This window comes from Runella zeae DSM 19591, assembly GCF_000423565.1.
GTDB classification, from domain to species: domain Bacteria; phylum Bacteroidota; class Bacteroidia; order Cytophagales; family Spirosomataceae; genus Runella; species Runella zeae.
In genome coordinates this window covers 174,870-194,029 of sequence record NZ_KE384042.1, presented here as the reverse complement: position 1 = coordinate 194,029, position 19,160 = coordinate 174,870, and the positions used below count along the sequence as shown (strand labels likewise).

General features: G+C 41.3%; 15 protein-coding genes and 1 tRNA gene. 8 read left to right on the top strand and 8 right to left on the bottom strand.

The genetic code is table 11. The features are described from left to right. Positions 1-21: 21 nt before the first annotated feature. The 8 genes from G563_RS0128850 to G563_RS0128815 form a co-directional block, all read right to left on the bottom strand. A complete protein-coding gene (locus tag G563_RS0128850) occupies positions 22-612 on the bottom strand; it encodes a c-type cytochrome (RefSeq protein WP_028668391.1) in 591 nt (196 codons plus the stop codon). 14 nt (positions 613-626) lie between these two features. Further along, a complete protein-coding gene (locus tag G563_RS0128845) occupies positions 627-1,154 on the bottom strand; it encodes a DUF3341 domain-containing protein (RefSeq protein ID WP_028668390.1) in 528 nt (175 codons plus the stop codon). Between the two features lie 56 nt (positions 1,155-1,210). Continuing rightward, positions 1,211-2,638 carry an NrfD/PsrC family molybdoenzyme membrane anchor subunit gene (nrfD, locus tag G563_RS0128840; protein WP_028668389.1) on the bottom strand — a complete coding sequence of 476 codons (1,428 nt, stop codon included), beginning with the start codon at positions 2,636-2,638 and terminating at the stop codon, positions 1,211-1,213. A gap of 67 nt (positions 2,639-2,705) precedes the next feature. Then, positions 2,706-5,795 (bottom strand): TAT-variant-translocated molybdopterin oxidoreductase, encoded by a 3,090-nt coding sequence (locus G563_RS0128835; protein WP_028668388.1) that lies wholly within the window; start codon positions 5,793-5,795, stop codon positions 2,706-2,708. A gap of 70 nt (positions 5,796-5,865) precedes the next feature. Further along, positions 5,866-7,071 carry a c-type cytochrome gene (locus tag G563_RS0128830; protein ID WP_229598582.1) on the bottom strand — a complete coding sequence of 402 codons (1,206 nt, stop codon included), beginning with the start codon at positions 7,069-7,071 and terminating at the stop codon, positions 5,866-5,868. A 297-nt stretch (positions 7,072-7,368) separates the two neighbouring features. Then, positions 7,369-7,439: transfer RNA gene (locus G563_RS0128825), tRNA-Cys, on the bottom strand. Positions 7,440-7,500: 61 nt separating this feature from the next. Further along, positions 7,501-9,318, bottom strand: a complete 1,818-nt coding sequence (rpsA, locus tag G563_RS0128820) for a 30S ribosomal protein S1 (RefSeq protein ID WP_028668386.1) — start codon at positions 9,316-9,318, stop codon at positions 7,501-7,503. 128 nt (positions 9,319-9,446) lie between these two features. Next, positions 9,447-9,959 carry an HNH endonuclease gene (locus G563_RS0128815; protein WP_028668385.1) on the bottom strand — a complete coding sequence of 171 codons (513 nt, stop codon included), beginning with the start codon at positions 9,957-9,959 and terminating at the stop codon, positions 9,447-9,449. 289 nt (positions 9,960-10,248) lie between these two features. On the opposite strand from G563_RS0128815, the gene G563_RS0128810 reads away from it, so the two are divergent. The 8 genes from G563_RS0128810 (at position 10,249) to G563_RS0128775 (ending at position 19,145) form a co-directional block, all read left to right on the top strand. After that, a complete protein-coding gene (locus G563_RS0128810) occupies positions 10,249-10,866 on the top strand; it encodes a TetR/AcrR family transcriptional regulator (protein WP_028668384.1) in 618 nt (205 codons plus the stop codon). 26 nt (positions 10,867-10,892) lie between these two features. Continuing rightward, positions 10,893-11,318 (top strand): DUF3995 domain-containing protein, encoded by a 426-nt coding sequence (locus G563_RS0128805; protein ID WP_051211267.1) that lies wholly within the window; start codon positions 10,893-10,895, stop codon positions 11,316-11,318. A 196-nt stretch (positions 11,319-11,514) separates the two neighbouring features. After that, positions 11,515-12,882 carry a TolC family protein gene (locus G563_RS0128800; RefSeq protein WP_028668382.1) on the top strand — a complete coding sequence of 456 codons (1,368 nt, stop codon included), beginning with the start codon at positions 11,515-11,517 and terminating at the stop codon, positions 12,880-12,882. Between the two features lie 42 nt (positions 12,883-12,924). Continuing rightward, positions 12,925-14,001: an efflux RND transporter periplasmic adaptor subunit gene (locus G563_RS0128795; RefSeq protein ID WP_037328460.1), complete on the top strand. Its 1,077-nt coding sequence runs from the start codon at positions 12,925-12,927 to the stop codon at positions 13,999-14,001. Between the two features lie 60 nt (positions 14,002-14,061). Then, the gene (locus tag G563_RS0128790) at positions 14,062-17,112 is read left to right on the top strand and encodes an efflux RND transporter permease subunit (RefSeq protein ID WP_028668380.1); all 3,051 of its coding nucleotides are present in this window, start codon (positions 14,062-14,064) and stop codon (positions 17,110-17,112) included. Between the two features lie 81 nt (positions 17,113-17,193). Further along, positions 17,194-17,532 carry a cupin domain-containing protein gene (locus G563_RS0128785; RefSeq protein ID WP_028668379.1) on the top strand — a complete coding sequence of 113 codons (339 nt, stop codon included), beginning with the start codon at positions 17,194-17,196 and terminating at the stop codon, positions 17,530-17,532. Next, on the top strand, positions 17,529-17,864 hold the full coding sequence (locus G563_RS0128780; RefSeq protein ID WP_037328458.1) for a DHCW motif cupin fold protein: 336 nt from the start codon (positions 17,529-17,531) through the stop codon (positions 17,862-17,864). The genes G563_RS0128785 and G563_RS0128780 overlap by 4 nt, the downstream gene beginning before the upstream one ends. A 123-nt stretch (positions 17,865-17,987) precedes the next feature. Next, entirely contained in the window at positions 17,988-19,145 is a 1,158-nt protein-coding gene (locus tag G563_RS0128775) for a homogentisate 1,2-dioxygenase (protein ID WP_028668377.1), read from the top strand. Positions 19,146-19,160 lie beyond the last annotated feature (15 nt).

Below are 19,160 nucleotides of genomic sequence, written 5' to 3'. Positions count from 1 at the left end.
CATTGACTTTTAACTTCTTACTTAGCTTTTCTGTAATTTATGAACATAATGAGCGATTTTCCAACGCTCTTCTGGAGTCACCTGTGAGCCATGTGGCCACATACGTCCTTTTCCATGCGTGATTACATGAAAAATATGTCCATCTGTCATATTCAGATAAGCATCTGCTTTATAATTTGGTACCCCTTTGTACATATCTGCTACGGGACCATCACCTGCACCACCTTCTCCGTGGCAGTGTTGACAATAGCGTGTATACAAAGCTTTCCCTTCAGCTAAGGTTTTTGCAGTGTTAGGGACAGGATTTTTGAGTACTGCCTCCGCAGTAGCCAAATCATCTTTTCCCAAATGATAAATCATCAAGTCAACACTTGCGCTATCAAATTGAGTCTTATAGTTTCGACGCGATACCGTTCCGGCTACCGGTTCTCTCATGTTTTTACCATCGGCATTAATTGGGTTTTTCTCAATTTGAGTATACGGTTCATACCCAACCGAATTGTACATGTTAGGAGCATATTCCAAGCCAGTATCATCGTGACCACGCTTACATGAAGTCATGGCAGCAATCCCAGCAAAAACGGCAATTATCAATGTATGTATTCTTTTCATCGTATTTTAATGCATTACAACTGTTTTATACTCACTTCTTCTGCCCCAGACGCTTTAACAATACTAGCGATTTCTGCTTCTGACAATTTGTTTTTGCTAAGGTCAATCGCCATTACAAATTTATTGTCGGTACAACGTGGGTCAAACAAAAGAGGCTTTACAGTAGGGCCTAATCCATTTGTGATAAAGAAGCTGATTGTCATTCCAAATGCAGTAAACAATACAGTCAACTCAAACATGACAGGTACATAGTTTGGAAGCGAAATAGGGTCTTTTCCCCCAATTACCATTGGCCAATCTATTCCCATAGTCCAAGTCGTAAGAAGCAATGCACACAAAAACCCAGTGCATCCAAAACAAAAAGCAGCAATACCTATTCTAGTACGCGGATGCCCGATAGCGGTATCCATACCGTGAATCGCAAAAGGAGAATAAACTTCATAGATTTTCACCCCTGAGTTTTTCAACTTACCAACGGCCGACAACACCACATCGTCATCATCGTAAACACCTACTAAAAACTTTTTATTAATATCCGTCATTTTTTTGTCAGTTAAATTTTAGGATTTGAGATTATGTATCTTTTCAATACTATCTCTTATTCAGCATCTTTTTTGTAGGCGGGCGAAGCCAAACGATCCGCTTTTGATACACCAGAAATTTTCTTAGGCAATTTCTCAGATGATGTTCTAATTACAGCTTTTACTTCGGCCATGTTAACCACTGGCAAGTATTTAGAAAACAAGAAGAAAAGAGTAAAGAAAAGCCCGAAAGAGAAAATATAATCTCCAATATCAAACATAGTAGGATAGAACATTGCCCAGCTTGAAGGAATGTAATCGCGGTGAAGTGAAGTTACGATAATCACAAAACGCTCAAACCACATACCGATGTTTACTACTACTGACAAAAAGAATGTCCAAGTGATACTACGACGAATCTTACGGCTCCAAAACAACTGTGGAGAAATTACGTTACAAGTCATCATCGCCCAGTATGCCCACCAGTAAGGACCAGTAGCACGGTTGATGAAAGCATAACTTTCGTATTCTACTCCAGAGTACCAAGCAATGAAGAATTCAGTAAGATAAGCTACCCCCACAATTGACCCAGTCAAAGTGATGATTGTATTCATCATTTCAATGTGCTCAAAAGTGATGTAATCTTCTAATTTGTACACTACCCGTGTCACAAGCATCAAGTTTTGTACCATGGCAAAGCCAGAGAAAATCGCACCTGCTACGAAGTAAGGAGGGAAGATAGTCGTGTGCCAGCCCGGAATAACCGAAGTTGCAAAGTCAAATGATACGATAGTGTGTACTGAAAGTACAAGGGGAGTTGACAAACCAGCCAAAATCAAACTGATGTATTCGTAACGTGCCCAAGTTTTTGAAGAACCGTTCCATCCCATAGCCAAGGTGCCATAGATATACTTAGAAACTTTGTTTTGGGCCCGATCGCGAATCGTAGCCAAGTCAGGCACTAAACCTACGTACCAAAACAAACACGAAACAGAGAAATAAGTAGAGATTGCAAATACGTCCCATACAAGAGGAGAGTTGAAGTTTACCCACAACGAACCAAATGTGTTAGGAAGAGGTAATGCCCAGTGCGCCAACCAAGGACGACCCATGTGCATTAAGATAAATGAAGCCGCACAAATAACGGCAAAAATGGTCATCGCTTCTGCAGCACGGTTGATGGATGTTCTCCATTTTTGGCGGAACAACAACAAAATAGCTGAAATCAACGTACCTGCGTGACCAATCCCAACCCACCATACGAAGTTGGTAATGTCCCATGCCCAGCCGACCGTTTTGTTTAGGCCCCAAACGCCCAATCCTTCCCACCAGGTCCAGAATAAGCAGGCTGTCCCGTAAGCTAAAACCGCTAATGAAATACCAAAAGCGACTTTCCATTCTTTGGTAGGCTTGCCTTCCACCTGCTTGCAGATATCCTCTGTCACATCGGCATATGTTTTGCCACCAGTTACGAGAGGGGTTCTTACGGGTGAAGTAACGTGCATATCTATTGAAAGTTATTTGTTAGTAGTTATCTTTTAATTTAAAACCAATTTTTGTTCACTAAGTATATTAGTGTCCTCCGTGCTCAGCATGTTCTGTGGCAGCAGCAGCTTTCGCATCAACGTCTTTGTTACGAATTTTGGTCAAATACGTAATTTGTGGTTTAACGTTGATTTCTTCCAACATCGTAAAGGCACGATTATCTTTCTCTTCTGCCAACAACTTAGAAATGCGACTTTCTGGGTCATTCATATCGCCAAAAATAATCGCATCAGTGGGGCAAGATTGCGAACATGCTACTTCGATTTCGCCATCAATAGGACGACGACGCTCCTTCTTAGCATTGAGTTTACCTTCTTGAATACGCTGTACGCACATTGAGCATTTTTCGATTACCCCACGTGAACGCACTGTTACGTCTGGGTTGATTACCATCTTACCGAGGTCGTTGTTGAAGTGATAATCGAAGTTATCGTTATCAAAATACTTAAACCAGTTGAAACGACGTACTTTATAAGGGCAGTTGTTGGCACAATAACGAGTACCTACACAACGGTTATAAGCCATTTGATTCAGACCTTCAGTACTGTGAGTCGTAGCCAATACTGGACATACCGTCTCACAAGGAGCATTACCGCAGTGCTGACACATCAAAGGTTGGAAAGTCACCTCTGGGTTTTCAGAAGCGATTTCTAAACCTTTCAAATCTTCTACCGCATCACTGCTATAATAGCGGTCGATACGAATCCAGTGCATCTCACGACGATTGATAACTTCCTGACGTCCTACTACAGATACGTTGTTTTCGGCTTGACAGCTAATAACACAAGACCCACAACCTGTACATGAATTGAGGTCAATCACTAAGCCCCATGAATGGTTTGGTTTTTCATAACCATTCCATAGGGAGATTTCGGTCGAAGATTTTACGCCTTCTGAAGTAAATACGTGAGGGAAATAACGCCCCGCTTTTGTATCTTTTTGGTATTCTGGCAAACGAGCTTCTTGCAATACCGCCTTACGAGCCATTACGGTCTCGTGAGTTTGAGTTTGTGCAATTTTATGAGTGCTTCCTGTTTTACTTACAATACCTTCACCCGCATTGAAACTGACAAATCCCGCCTTGTACTGTGCAAATGGGAATACATTCACACCGACTCCATTACCAGATTTACCAGCTTTCTCACGACCATAACCAATAGCAATTGCAACGGTTCCGTTGGCTTGACCGGGTTGTACCAACACAGGCAATTCTACTGATTTGCCTTTAACTTCTACTTTTACTACATCGTTTTGAGAAAGCCCTAGTTCTTGAGCCGTTTTCTGCGAAACACTTGCGTAATTGTCCCAACATGCCTTAGTAACAGGTTCTGGGAATTCTTGCAACCATGGGTTATTGGCAAGTGTACCTGTGCCCATTCCCACTTTTTCGTACAAAACTACTTCGATACCTGAACCTGACTTGTAAGTATTTTTTACAGCAGCGATAGCAGTATCTACTCCGGCAGGAGCACCAGCACCACTTGCCGTAGAAGCACCAGCACGCTCAAACACGCCATCATGCAATGCTTTAGTCCATGCGCTTTCAAAATCACCACCTCCAAGGATATTGGTTTTCCAGAAGTTGCGCAAGTAAGCGTAAAAATCGTCGCTTAAACCAGCCCATTTAAGAAGGCTAGACTGCGCTTGGCGTGTTTTATAAATCAAAGAAATAGTTGGCTGTTGAAGGCTGTAAGAACCAGCTTTTGGCTCAGCGTCGCCCCAAGACTCCAAATAGTGAGGAGCAGGTGTGATATATTTACACAAAGAAGCTGTTTCTTCTGGGCGATCTGCAAACGATACCGAAAGACTTAATTTTGAAATACTGTCTTTCAATTCAGCACCTCTAGGATGGTCGTATACAGGATTACATCCATAAAAAATAACTGCACTTACTGCGCCGTTTTTAACACCGTCCACCAATTCATTCATGGCAGTATCGTTTCCTTGGCGATAGTAAGTAGGCGTGCCTAAATCAATAGTAGTTCCATAAGAACCCAATGCACTATTCAGCGCATTGACTACAACTTGTACATTGGGGTCATTAGAACCGGACACTACCAATGCAGCTCCTTGAGCAGCTTTCAAATCTTTAGCAGCTTTGTCGATGAGCTTATCAACATCTGCTCCTAAAGAAACACCGGCAGCGCCAGTGATTTTATTATATAAAGCCAATGCTACCAATCCCTCTTGAGAAGGCTTAACGGCAGCACGATAATCGGCATTTGAACCTGTTAAAGAAAGAATAGTCTCAAATTGATAATGGCGCGACATATCGCGTTTTCCACCTTTGGCACTGCTCAACTTACGCCCTTTTACGTATTGACGAGAAAATTCATCACCTGAAAGCCAAGTACCTAAAAAATCACAACTAAGACCTACAATTACTTTGGCTTTACTAAAGTCGTAAGAAGGGATAACAGCCTTAGAAAAAGAAATCTCATTAGCTTTTACCAAACCAGCCAATGAGTTAGCATCGTAAGTGATGTGTTGAGTAGTAGGATATTTTTTTGTAAAATCTGAAATAACGGCTTTGGTTGAAGGGCTAAGAATAGTCGAAGATACGATACGAATCTGCCCACCTTTAGCAGCGATAGAAGCTAGCTGAGACGAGATTTCTTTATCAATAGTATCCCATGCCGCATCTGACTCTCCTTTTTTAGGTCCTTTGAGTTTTTCGACGTCATAAAGTGCCAACAAAGATGCGTGAGCACGAGCACTAACACCTCCACCCGAAACACTTGACTGGCGATTTCCCTCAATTTTGATAGGGCGGCCTTCTCTTGTTTTTACCAAAATGCTGGTATAATCTCCTCCTTCTGCATAGGTAGAAGCATACCAATCAGCAATAGAAGGAAAAGTATCAATAGGTTTATTGATATAAGGAATTGACTTTCTAACAGGAGCATCACAAGCCGCCAATGAAACGGCAGCTACCCCAAATCCCAATACTTTTAGAAAATCACGACGATCTGACCCAATGCCATCTACAATACTCTTGTTTTGGCTAGAATCTGTAGGTTCAAAACTGCCGAACTCATTATGGGCATTTTTTATAAACGTCTCGTCATTTCGAAGTTCCTCTAATCCTTTCCAATACCTCTTTGTTTGGGTTTCCATATATTTGATAGATTCTGGATTCTTGTTTTTGATTTGTGATTTGTGCCTTAGTGATTAGAATCACAAATTTTTAATAATGACACTTTGAACATTCTAAACCACCGATGTCAGCAACCTTCAATGGTTCTTTGCTTTTCGACTTGTGAAGTTCAACTAGCTTATCATAGTAAGCATTTTCTTTTGTATTAACTTCTGTCTTACGGTGACAGTCGATACACCATCCCATAGTGAGAGATGAGCGTTGCTCCACTACTTCCATGGTCTGGATTTCGCCGTGGCATTGTTGACACTGCACTCCTCCTACGTTTACGTGCTGAGCGTGATTGAAATAAGCCAAATCAGGAAGGTTGTGAACGCGTACCCATTCGATTGGCTGATCTTTTTCGATAGCAGTGTATATTTTTTGAATCTCAGGAGATTCTTTTTTAATAACTCCGTGGCAGTTCATACAAATGTTGGCCGAAGGAATAGTGGCAGATTTACCACGATTCACCCCTGTATGACAGTAGTTACAATCAATTTTGTACTGACCTGCGTGAAGTTTATGTGAGAATGCGATAGGTTGTTTAGGAGCATATCCTTGCTGAATCCCAACTCCGTACATTCCATCGATGGTAGCTTTGGTTACCATCAAAACAAAAAACCAAACTGTTGCACTTCTTACAGCAGAATTACGGCTCAAACCTACAAGACCATTACGTAGCTTATCAGAAAATGAACCTTCTTCACCGGCTGTAGCTGTACCACTTACCGCTTTTGACAAAATAGACACGATGGCCATCAATACCCCAAGTACCAGAAGCATCACTATCAGCAATGCTACTAATATATAGGTAAACAAATCTGACGGGGCAGCATCTCCACTAGCTTGCCCACCAGCAGCGGCTCCAGGAGCGGCCGCAGTAGCAACAGGAGCTGCATTTGCTTTTTCGATATAAGCTAAGATGTCTTTTACTTCTTTCTCACCGAAAGCAGGAAAAGCGGTCATCTGAGCTTTGTTAAATTTGTTGTATAACGCTACAGCGTACTCATCTCCAGATTGAATGACACCATTCGGGTTTTTTACCCATTTAACAATCCAAGCTAAATCGCGGCGTTTTTGAACGTCTTTCAATCCTGGGCCTACTGCCACTTCGTCGGAAGTTGCGTGACAAGCCTTACAGTTATTATTAAATAGCGTTTCGCCATTAGCTGCATCGCCATCTTGTGCCACCGCTTGGGTGATGCTCGTAGTAGCTATTAAAGCAACCAGAAAGAATTGGGCAATACTGCGCATTTTTTTGAAAAATAAACTACTTTTCATTCGTGTATGAATTAACAAAAACATGATACTCCTTGACCCTACAAAAGTAATGCACGATTGAATACGTGCCAAAGCATTTCTATCGTTAATTTGCAATAATTTATTATTTAGATTTCTTCTAATTAAGCCACTAATAACCTACTAAGTATATTCAAGTGCGTTATTTTGGCCAAAAATCAACCCTATTTAAAACAAAAAATACCATTTTAGCCATAGTAAGTTTTTTTGGCCAAAATGGTATTTTTTCTAGAAAATAACCTTTAGTAGTAGAGGTCCCGAGCGGATTCGAACCGCTGTACGAGCTTTTGCAGAGCTCTGCCTAGCCACTCGGCCACAGGACCTTTTTGTAAACCTTATAGGCTTTTTGAAGCCTATAAGGTTTGGGAGCGCAAATATAATAAATTATTCGGTTTCCGCTTCTTTTGTTTTCTTAGAAGGAGCAGATTTTTTTCTTTTTTCTCCTTCTTCAAGTTGCTCTTTCAAAGCAGAGAGTGCTTCCAAATCCCCTAGAGTTGCTTTTTCAGCATCTTTAGGTTTTTCTGCTTTTGCAGCGGGCTTGAGTTTCTCTTCTACTTTAGGCTCTTCTTTCTCTTGCCAAGTTTTGGTGTGAGAAAGTACGATGCGTTTTTCTTCTTTGTGGAACTCAGTCACTTTAAAATCAAGTGATTCTCCAACTTCAGCAACGCTACCGTCTTCTTTCACAATATTTTTAAGGATAGCTACTCCTTCAATACCATAAGGCAATTCGAGAGTGGCTACTTTATCGCCTTTTGCTACAATAGTACACTTGTGAACAGATCCTACAGTAAATACGCTTTCAAACGTATCCCATGGGTTTTCTTCAAGGTGCTTGTGACTTAAAGACAAGCGACGGTTTTCAGCGTCTAGTTCGAGTACCATTACATCAAGCTCATCACCTACTTTGATGAAGTCACTAGGATGTTTGATTTTTTTGGTCCAAGAAAGGTCAGATACGTGTACAAGTCCGTCGATACCTTCTTCCAATTCAAGGAAAAGACCGAAGTTTGTCAAGTTGCGTACTACACCTTTATGTACTGTACCTACAGCATACTTGTCAATGATTTCTTGACGAGTCCAAGGATCAGCAGTGAGTTGTTTTAAGCCAAGTGACATTTTACGTTCGTTACGATCAAGTGTCAATACAACGGCTTCTACTTCATCTCCAATTTTCAAGAAATCTTGTGGGTTACGCAAATGCTGCGACCAAGACATTTCAGATACGTGAATCAATCCTTCTACGCCAGGCATGATTTCGAGGAATGCACCATAATCTGCTACATTCACCACTTTACCTTTTACTTTAGAACCGATTTCGATTTCTGCCGCAAGTGCTTCCCAAGGATGAGCCTGCAATTGCTTCATACCAAGAGAAATACGCTTTTTGTCTTCGTCGAAGTCAAGCACAACCACGTTGATTTTTTGGTCGAGGTGCAACAAGTCCGAAGGATCATTGATGCGGCCCCAAGAAATATCAGTAATGTGCAACAAACCATCCACACCACCAAGATCGATAAATACCCCGAACTTAGTCATGTTTTTGATTACACCTTCAAGTACTTGGCCTCTTTCAAGGTTAGTAAGGATTTGTTGACGTTGTGCTTCAAGGTCTTTCTCAATAAGTACTTTGTGAGATACTACCACGTTGTTGTTGGCATGGTTGATCTTCACAACTTTCACTTCCATTTTCTTACCTACGAAGATATCGAAGTCGCGGATAGGCTTCACATCGATTTGTGAACCTGGCAAGAAAGCTTCGATACCATAAATATCTACAATCAGACCACCTTTGGTACGGCGTTTTACGAATCCGTCGATTACCAAATCATGATCAAATGACTTCTGGATATTGTCCCAAGCAGTGATTACACGTGCTTTTTTGCGGGATAAAATCAACTGTCCGTTGGGATCTTCTTGATTTTCGATATACACTTCAATTTCGTCGCCGATTTTCAGATCCGTCAAATCACGGAATTCTGAGCGCGGTACGATACCGTCAGATTTTGAGCCAATGTTCAAAATCACTTCGCGGTCATTCATACCGACCACGACTCCTTTTACAACTTCTTTTTCGGCGACTGGTGAGAGTGTCCCATTGATTAATTGTTCCATCTGAGCTCTCTCAGATGCAGTATAGCCGCTACCGAAGCCGCGGTTATCAGCTCTATCCCAATCGAAATCAGTTAATTGAGTTTTACTCATAAGAGATTTTAAAATTGCCTTTCTATACATCAGCCATCAGGCAAAGTGGCTGAAATTTGGTGAAAAAAATCTTAGCTTTCGCAAACGGAGTGCAAAAGTAGATACTTTCACCAAAAAAAGCAATTTTTTTAATGAACCTTTTCTCTTTTCATCAAAAAAGGCTTCCACGATTCCTCTGTCGAACCAGAAAACTCACGTAAAAACATAATGAAGGAGGGTTTAAAAGGGCGATGCTTCATCGGCATCGAAGCCTCATCGGGTGTATAGTCACCTTTACGGGTATTGCACCTTTTACAAGCTGTTACTAAATTATCCCAACTAGTGCGTCCCCCGCGTGACTTTGGCATTACATGATCTAATGTAAGATCTTCTTGCGCCCCACAATACACACACCGATGCGAATCTCTCTTGAATATATTTTGCCGAGTCATCATCACTCCTTTATAAGGTAAGTTGATATAACGATGTAACCGTATGACCGTTGGCATCGGAAACGTATCACTTACTGTACGCAAAAAATAAGAGGAAGACTCGGCTACTAACTCTGCCTTGTTGAGATAGACCAACAAAAAGGCTTTGGGAACGGAGCAAATACTCAACGCGGAGTAATCTTGATTCAATATTAAGACTTTCCTACCCATACCGATACAAGGGGTTTTTAGGTTTGTGCAAGATACAAAAGATTATTATTAAAATTTATTTCTAATCCAATTTCTTAACATAAATTTCTTAAATGGAGAAGCATAAAATCTATACAAATACCTGTTTCTCAAACAATTAAAAAGATAACATTTGTCTACATTTCGCAATGAGTAGCAATATCAGAAGAGGACATTTTTATAATTTTTGAAAAATTATTTGCTCACTAAACACTGTTCAGTATATTTGCATTGTTTATTCACATATAAATAAGATTTACTACTAAGTACGATGGGTATTGCAGAGAGAAAAGAAAGAGAGAAAGAAGATATGCGTAAGCTTATTTTGAATGCTGCTCGTAAGCTTTTTTTGGAACAAGGTTACGAAAAAACAAGCATTCGGGGCATTGCTGACGCTATTGAGTACAGCCCTGCTACTATTTATTTATACTATAAAGATAAAAACGAACTATTGTTTGCACTACATGAGGATGCCTTCCTCAAAATGATGCAAGAACTTGGCCAAGTAAGAAGTATCCATGACCCCTTTGCTAGACTACTCGAAATGGGACACCAATACATCAAATATGCCATAGAAAACCCCGAATTATACGATTTAATGTTTATCATGAAAGCTCCAATGGAGGCTTTGGCCTGCCGTGAAGAAATATGGGAGGACGGCCTTAAAGCATTCGGTTTTTTAAAAGAAGTAATTACCGAATGTGTGAATGCCGGCTACTTCAAAAATAAAAACATCGAAATATCTGCTCTTACGATATGGTCTTATATGCATGGATTGGTGAGCATATATCTCAAAAATCGTATGACCATGTTTCAGGATGGTCAGGAGCTACAAGGTATGCAGCAGTCTTTTGTTTTGTTTACGTCGATGCTAAGAGAATCATTATAATAATCTGATATACAACCTATTTTACAATGTATACCTTTTTTGCATTCGCCTTAATCTGTACCTTTCTGTCGATTGGAGTGCTGCATCTTTACTGGGCCGTAGGCGGCAAAAAATGGATAGATCTAGCAGTTCCCAAAACAGTAACGGGACAATTGCTTTTCAAGCCTGGGGCTGCTGAAACTATCATAGTGGCCTTAGGACTATTTGGGTTTGCGGGAATCATTGGCACAAAAGCCCATTTTATTTCACTTCCCCTGTGGAATGAAATCTACCTCAGTTATGCCACTGCCGTCATTGGTTTTCTTTTTTTGATAAGATCGATTGGCGAATTTCGGTATGTGGGTTTCTTCAAAAAGATAAAGCATACTGATTTTGGAAAGATGGATACTCTCTATTATTCTCCCTTATGTTTCATTATTGCAGTCATGTGTTTGATTATCTTAGTTTTATAAATAATACAGCCAACATAAATTCTCTTAAAATCAAGCGCTTATGCCGACAAACATCTTTCCATTTTCACCCTCAGCAAGAAAGCATATCTTAGGCTATGTCCCTAGTTATCCTATCTTATTCAAGCACACTTTTTTGGGAATAATCAGCAAGTAAATTTTTTTATCGTTTTTCTGAACACTGTTTATTAAATATGATATGATTAGGAGTTTTTTTTTAGTGGTATTGCTCCTACTAGGTGAGGAAGTAATCGCCCAACAATCAGCCATTTTGGAAGCATATGTACAAGAGGGCCTACAAAACAATCTCATTCTCAAACAAGAAGGGCTAGAAATAAAAAAAGCCAGCGAAACGATTCGACAAGCCAAGGCGCTGTTTTACCCCAAAGTAAGTTTTAATCCTACTTACTCATTGGCAGCGGGTGGGCGCAGGTTACAGTTTCCGGTGGGAGATTTGCTCAATCCCGTCTATAGCACTCTCAACCAACTTACCCAATCGAGCGTATTCCCACAAATCTCCAATGTAGACGAACTGCTCGCTCCCAATAATTTTCATGATACCAAGTTTGCGATTCAGTACGCTATTTTCAACCCCGAAATTCAGTACAACTATCTGATTCAAAAGACATTGCTCACCGCCCAAGAAGCACGAAAAAGAGTAGTAGAGAATGAGCTTCGCTACAATATCGAAGGGGCGTATTTTCAGGTTTTACAAGCAGAAGAGGCGCTCAAAATATATAACAACGCCGAAAAAACATTGCAAGAATTGCTGAGATTGAATCAACGCTTGGCTTCAAACAATGTTGTTACGAAAGATGCGGTGGTAGGGGCGGAATACGAAATAAGCAAGCTAAAACAACAAATAGCCAACTCCGAAAAAAATCAAAAAACGGCGAAGGCTTATTTCAATTTTTTACTCAATAAAGACCTAGCATCTTCGGTTGAAATTGATTCGGTATTTGTAAAAGCTAAATTCTCACCTGAATTATCGACGTCCGAAACGGCATCGTCCTTATCCCAACTCGCGCTTGCTAATCGACAAGAGCTCAAACAATTAGAGCAGTCAATATTGGCATCTCAAACAGCTATTACACTCAACGAAAAAGCCGCTCGAATACCGTCTTTTTTTATCGGTGCAAACACTGGTTTCCAAGGATTTGGGTATACTTTTTCCAACCAAGCCTATGTCGTTGCCCAAATCGGATTGCAATGGGATTTGTTTAAAGGATACGAACGAAAATCAAAAACCCAACAAGCCAAAATTCAAACGGAAATACTCCAGACCAAAAAACTGGAAGTCGAACGTCAAATAGAACTCCAAACGACACAAGCATTTTATGAATTGGAGGCCGCTCGCCAATCTTTTCAAACCTACGTGGACGGGGTAAACAAAGCACAGCAATACTTTAGAATTATTGACAGTCGCTATCGTAATGGCAATGTGCTTTTGATTGAGTATGTACGCGCTCAAAACGAAGTCCTAACGGCACAATTACAGCAATCGTTGGCCCAATTTGATGTTCTGAATAAGCAGGCTAACCTAAATAAAATTACCGCAATCAAATAAATCAGTAGGAATAGACTATTTTCTAATAAAACCTAAAAAGTCATGAATTACTTTCACAATAAATCACGTTTATGGCCTGTTTTTCTGGCGGTTACTACATCCCTACTGGCTGTCTTTTCGTGCAGTAACGACAAAGAAAATGCTCAAAAAGAGACTTCTACCGAAGAAGTCCTTGTTCCTATTTCCCTCTCACCCGTCCAAACAGTCAGTAGATCTGAAGGCATCACCGCCTCGGGGCTGGTTGCCTCTTCGGAAGAAGCCCGACTGTCGTTTAAGATTGGGGGGATAATCCAAAAAATCTATGTTGCAGAAGGACAAAAGGTCCGCAAAGGACAGCTACTTGCCTCTCTCAACTTGACCGAAATAGATGCCCAAGTGAATCAAGCACAATATGGGGTCGAAAAAGCAGAGCGTGATTTTAAGCGAGTCCAAAATATGTTTAAAGACACAGCGGCGACCCTCGAACAAATGCAAAATGTCACAACCGCCCTAGATGTAGCAAAGCAAAACCTTCAAATAGCACAGTTTAATCGTTCGTATGCCCAAATCACCTCTCCTATCGACGGTGCAGTGATTAAAAAAATGGCCAATGAAGGCGAACTTACTGGCCCCGGCACTCCGATTTTTTATCTTACCTCCGACCGTCAGGGAGATTGGGTGGTGAGAGTGGGCGTGTCTGACAAAGACTGGGCAAGGCTCAAAGTAGGAGACCAAGCCTCCATTGGGCTAGACGCTTATCCCAACGAAACGTTTATGGGTATCGTTAAGAAATTGGCCCCCGCTGCCGACCCCATGAACAAACTCTATGAAATTGAAATCAAAATAACCCCCAACGGCAAGAGACTAGCTGCGGGCTTGTTTGCCAAAGTACAACTCAAACCCGTCCAAAATCGCTCTTATATCAAAGTACCCATTGAGGCCATCGTAGAAGGCAATGGAAAGGATGCCTTTGTGTATGTACTTGATGATACTCGTAAAAAAGTAAAAAGGCTACCTGTACAGATAGGGTTTATAGATGGCGATAAAGTACTCATCACCAATGGATTGGAAAACATCCAAGAAGTAGTGACGGCGGGGAGCGCTTTTTTGACCGAATCGTCTTCCGTAATAGTGAAATAACAACCATGAATCCAATATCTATCCTTCGGGGATAGGTATGTCATAGAAAACATTTTTCCGATGAATCTTTCAGAATTTTCCGTCAAAAACTGGCAGTTCATGCTCGTCATGTTTGTGGGCGTTGTGGCACTGGGTCTCAATTCGCTCTTCAATATGCCTCGTTCAGAAGACCCTATTTTTGAAGCGCCTACGTTTGTGATAACGGTGATTTATCCCGGCACCGACCCCAAAGACATGGAAGAACTGGTAGTGGACCCTGTCGAAAAGCGCCTCAATGAACTCAAAGATGTCAACAATATCCGAACCACCATTGATGATGGTCTAGCGGTTTTTATGCTAGAATATGAATACGGTGTTGACAATGATGAAAAAAAGCAGGAAGTTGCCCGTGAAGTCAATAGTATGAGGGGCATTTTACCAACTGATATTTTTGACATACGGTACTTCCAATTTGACCCTGGTTTGGTAAATATTGTACAGGTCGCTTTGGTATCGGAAGTAGCTTCATACAAAGAGCTAGCCGATTATTCCGAAAAACTTCGTAAGGTTTTAGAAAAAAATAAAGATTTACGAAGTGTCAAAGATTTTGGTTTTCCCAAAGAAAACGTCCGAATTTCGCTCAACATCGAGAAAATGGCCCAAGAAGGAATCGCCATCAATCGCGTATTGGGGGCACTTCAAGCCGAAAATCTCAACATCCCGGCAGGGAGTGTACAAGAAGGTGCCCGCCGATTCAACGTCAAAACCAGTGGGGATTATGAATCACTCGACCAGATTCGGAGTACCATAGTGGCTACCAATGGCCAAAAAATCATCTATCTACGCGATGTGGCCGAGGTGGATTTCAACTATGAAGACGAAACCAACTACACTCGCCTCAATGGCCGACGAGCAGTACTTGTAGTAGCAGCTCAAAAAGCTGGAAAAAATATCACTGCAACGGGTAAAAAACTCAACGCAACACTGGCAGCCTTTGAAAAAGGAATGCCTAAGCATATCAAAATGGTAAAATACTTTGACCAATCGGTCAGTGTAGATCGTCGCTTGGATCGTTTTGCCAAAGATTTTGGTATCGCTATTCTTTTAGTAGCACTTACATTGCTTCCTTTGGGTTTTAGGGCTGCGTTGGTAGTTATGATTTCAATACCATTATCACTCTCTATTGGATTGACAGCCGTGCATTATCTAGGCTACAGTATCAACCAATTGAGCGTGGTAGGGTTGATTGTGGCGTTGGGTATTTTGGTGGATGATTCGATTGTGGTGGTCGAAAATATCGAACGATGGATGCGCGACGGCTATTCTAAACGCGATGCGGCGGTCAAAGCAACAAAGCAAATTACCTTGGCGGTAATTGGCTGTACTGTCACCCTTATCTTGGCTTTTCTGCCATTGATATTTCTACCAGAAGCCTCGGGCGACTTTATCAGAAGCCTTCCTACGGCGGTAGTGACCACCATTTTGGCATCTATGTTGGTTTCGCTCACTATCGTTCCTTTTTTGAGCAGCCGATTGTTAGAAAACAACCACAATCCCGAAGGAAATATATTTTTAAGAGCGCTGAAAAAACTCATTTCTGGGTCTTACAGCCGCCTTTTGAATTGGGCTTTACGCCATCCCCTTCCTACCCTACTGGTAGCAGGTTTGCTTTTTGGTGCATCTCTTACTATCCCCAAAATCATTGGATTTGGGTTATTTCCAAAATCAGAGAAGCCCATGTTTAGGGTCACGCTAGAGACTCCCGAAGGAAGTACGCTTGATGAAACCAACCGTGCCACTCGACTTATTGAAAATGAGCTCAAAACGGTACCCGAAGTAAAATTTTTCACGAGTAGTGCTGGAAGAGGCGTTCCTCGGATGTACTACAATGTGATTGAACGTTCAGAATCAAGCAACTATGCAGAAGTTTTTGTCCAACTTCAAGACGAAATCAATCCTCCTGAAAAAGAGAAAGTCATTGAGCGCCTCCGCCAACGCCTACGCTACATCCCTAATGCCAACGTCGAAGTGGTAGATTTTGAGCAGGGGCCTAATACAGAAGCTCCTATCGCTATTAGGGTAATGGGTGAAGACCTCGACAAACTAAGAAATGTAGCTGCCGACGTAGAAAAAATCTTGAAAGCCACTCCCGGGACTATTTATGTCAAAAATCCGCTGACTACCCGACGTACAGATTTACGGGTAAAAATCAACAAAGAAAAAGCGGGAATGCTCGGCGTATCGATAGCAGATATAAACCGAACGGTAAGACTTGCCATTGCAGGCTTGAATATTGGTACTTACAAAGACTCCAAGGGCGATGACTACAATATCAATGTGACTCTCCCCAAAGGCAAAACCACGAATTCTGACATTCTAAAAAATCTATATGTCAATACCCTGGCAGGTGCATCCATCCCGCTCCGTCAAGTAGCCGACATTGAGTTTGAAGTATCCACCAATCAAATACGCCACTATGACCGTGACAGGTTTGTGACTATTTCGGCTTTTGTAAAAAATGGCTATTTGGTTGATAATGTTTATAAAGAAGTAATCGATAAGCTCGAAAAATATCAATTTCCTCAAGATTTCACTTACAAAGCCGCTGGCGAATTAGAAGCCCGCGAGAAATCATTTGGCGGATTGGGTACAATTATTCTTATCACAGCTTTTGGGTTCATCGGCGTTCTGATTTTAGAGTTTGGGACTTTCAAAAGTTCCTTGATTGTACTATCGGTAATTCCCTTGGGTATCATTGGAGCCTTTACGATGCTTTGGATTGTGGGTTATCCTCTTTCTTTCATCGCGGTGATTGGGTTGATAGCTTTGATTGGGATTGAGGTCAAAAACTCGATTTTGTTGGTTGATTTCACAAATCAGCTTCGTGAAGAAGGTCTGCCGCTTTTAGAAGCGATTCAAGAAGCGGGCGAAATACGCTTTGTTCCTATCGTGCTTACTTCCCTTACCGCCATAGGCGGACTTATTCCACTGGCTATCGAAGCCAATCCTCTTTATTCACCTCTAGCATGGGTGCTTATAGGCGGTCTTATTAGTTCTACTTTGTTATCGAGGATTGTGACACCAGTCTTGTACCGGCTGATTCCCCCCAAAGTAGAGGTAAAAAATACTTAACTTCTCAGTAGTTTTCTAAATAGCCTTGTTCATTGAAAAATGGACGAGGCTATTTTGTTATTTTTGAAAAAATTCCACAATATGCCTATCTCTCTTCAAAATGCCGAACATTATACGTGGGGGCTTGGTTGCGACGGATGGCACTTACTCAAATCTGATAGCCTGAGTGTAATTCAAGAACGAATGCCTCCCGCTACTGCTGAGCAGCGTCATTTTCATCATCATTGTCAGCAATTGTTTTATATTTTGGCAGGAAAAGCTACTTTTATATTAGGAGATAAAACTTACACACTTCTTCCTCACGAAAGTATTCATGTGCCCAAACAAGTGGCTCACCAAATTCAAAATAATCATACGGAAGATTTGCATTTCTTGGTCATTTCAGAACCCAAATCTCACGGCGACCGCACCATACTATGATACCCTTCGAAATTACGTCTTGGCAACAATTACCTGTTACGGAACATAAAGGAGAAAGCGGTGTGGCTTATGTTCGCACCATAGAATACCCACTTTGTAAAGTCCGCTATATTCAATATTCAGTCTCCTACGAAGCCGATCATTGGTGTGCAAAAGGACATATTGCTTATTGTATTGAAGGGCGGCTCATCGTTGAGCTTTTGGATGGCTCACGTCATATTCTCCAGCAAGGAATGTCGTTTCAAGTATCGGATGGGGAGCCTTCCCACAAAGTGTATTCTGACATAGGTGCCACTCTCTTTGTGATTGATGGGGCATTTTTAAATCCCTAAAAGCGATAGCTCTTTTTCAAAGATAAAAACATTAGATTAACATATTTGTTATAACAAATATTGCCAAAGCATTTTATTTACATAACTTTGCATATATATTATTGTATCCTAATCGGAATAGATATGCCTATTTATCATAAACTCGGCAAAATACCTCCTAAAAGGCACACTCAATTTGAGAAACCCTCGGGTGGACTTTATTATGAGCAGTTGTTTGGTACGATTGGGTTTGACGGCATGTCGTCATTGATGTATCATATCCACCGCCCTACGATGGTCAAGGAGATTTTGTCAGAAACAGATGTTTCGCCCAAAATCGCGGTAGAAAAAGGAATCAAAGCGCGTTTGTTGAAAGGCTTTGAAGTACCTCCAAAAGAAGATTATCTAGAAAGTCGTACTCGATTACTCGTCAACAGCGACATTCATATTTCGCTAGCGGCACCTCAGCATTCTCTTACTTCTTATTTCTATAAAAATGCCGACGCTGACGAACTATTGTTTATTCACCGAGGAAGTGGTCAACTGCGAACGCAACTAGGCAATATCCGCTTCGAATACGGAGATTATCTCATCATTCCGAGAGGTATTATTTACCAAATCGAATTCGATAGTGAAGACAATCGTCTACTTATCGCCGAATCGTTTCATCCTATTTATACTCCCAAACGCTACCGCAATTGGTTTGGGCAGTTGCTTGAGCATTCTCCTTTTTGCGAACGCGACTACAAACTCCCCGAAGTTTTAGAAACGCACGACACAAAAGGAGATTTTGAAATCAAAATCAAAAAACAAGGAAAAATATACAGTCTGCTCTATCCAACGCACCCTTTTGATGTAGTAGGATGGGATGGATACAATTTCCCTTATGGATTTTCGATTCACAATTTTGAGCCTATCACTGGACGTATTCATCAACCTCCACCCGTACACCAAACCTTCGAAACCAGTGCTTTTGTAGTATGTTCGTTTTGTCCTAGACTGTATGATTACCATCCGCAGGCCATCCCTGCGCCCTACAATCACTCCAATATCGACTCCGACGAGATGATTTATTATGTAGACGGAGACTTTATGAGTCGCAACAATATCGAGCAAGGGCATATTACACTTCATCCTGGGGGTATTCCTCATGGCCCTGCTCCGGGAGCCTATGAGCGTAGTATCGGCAAAAAGGAAACTATCGAGCTTGCCGTCATGATTGACACTTTTAGACCTCTCATGCTTACCCAAGAAGCAATGTTGATTGACGATGGCAAATATTATCAAAGTTGGCTGGAATGAAATTTTTCATAACAG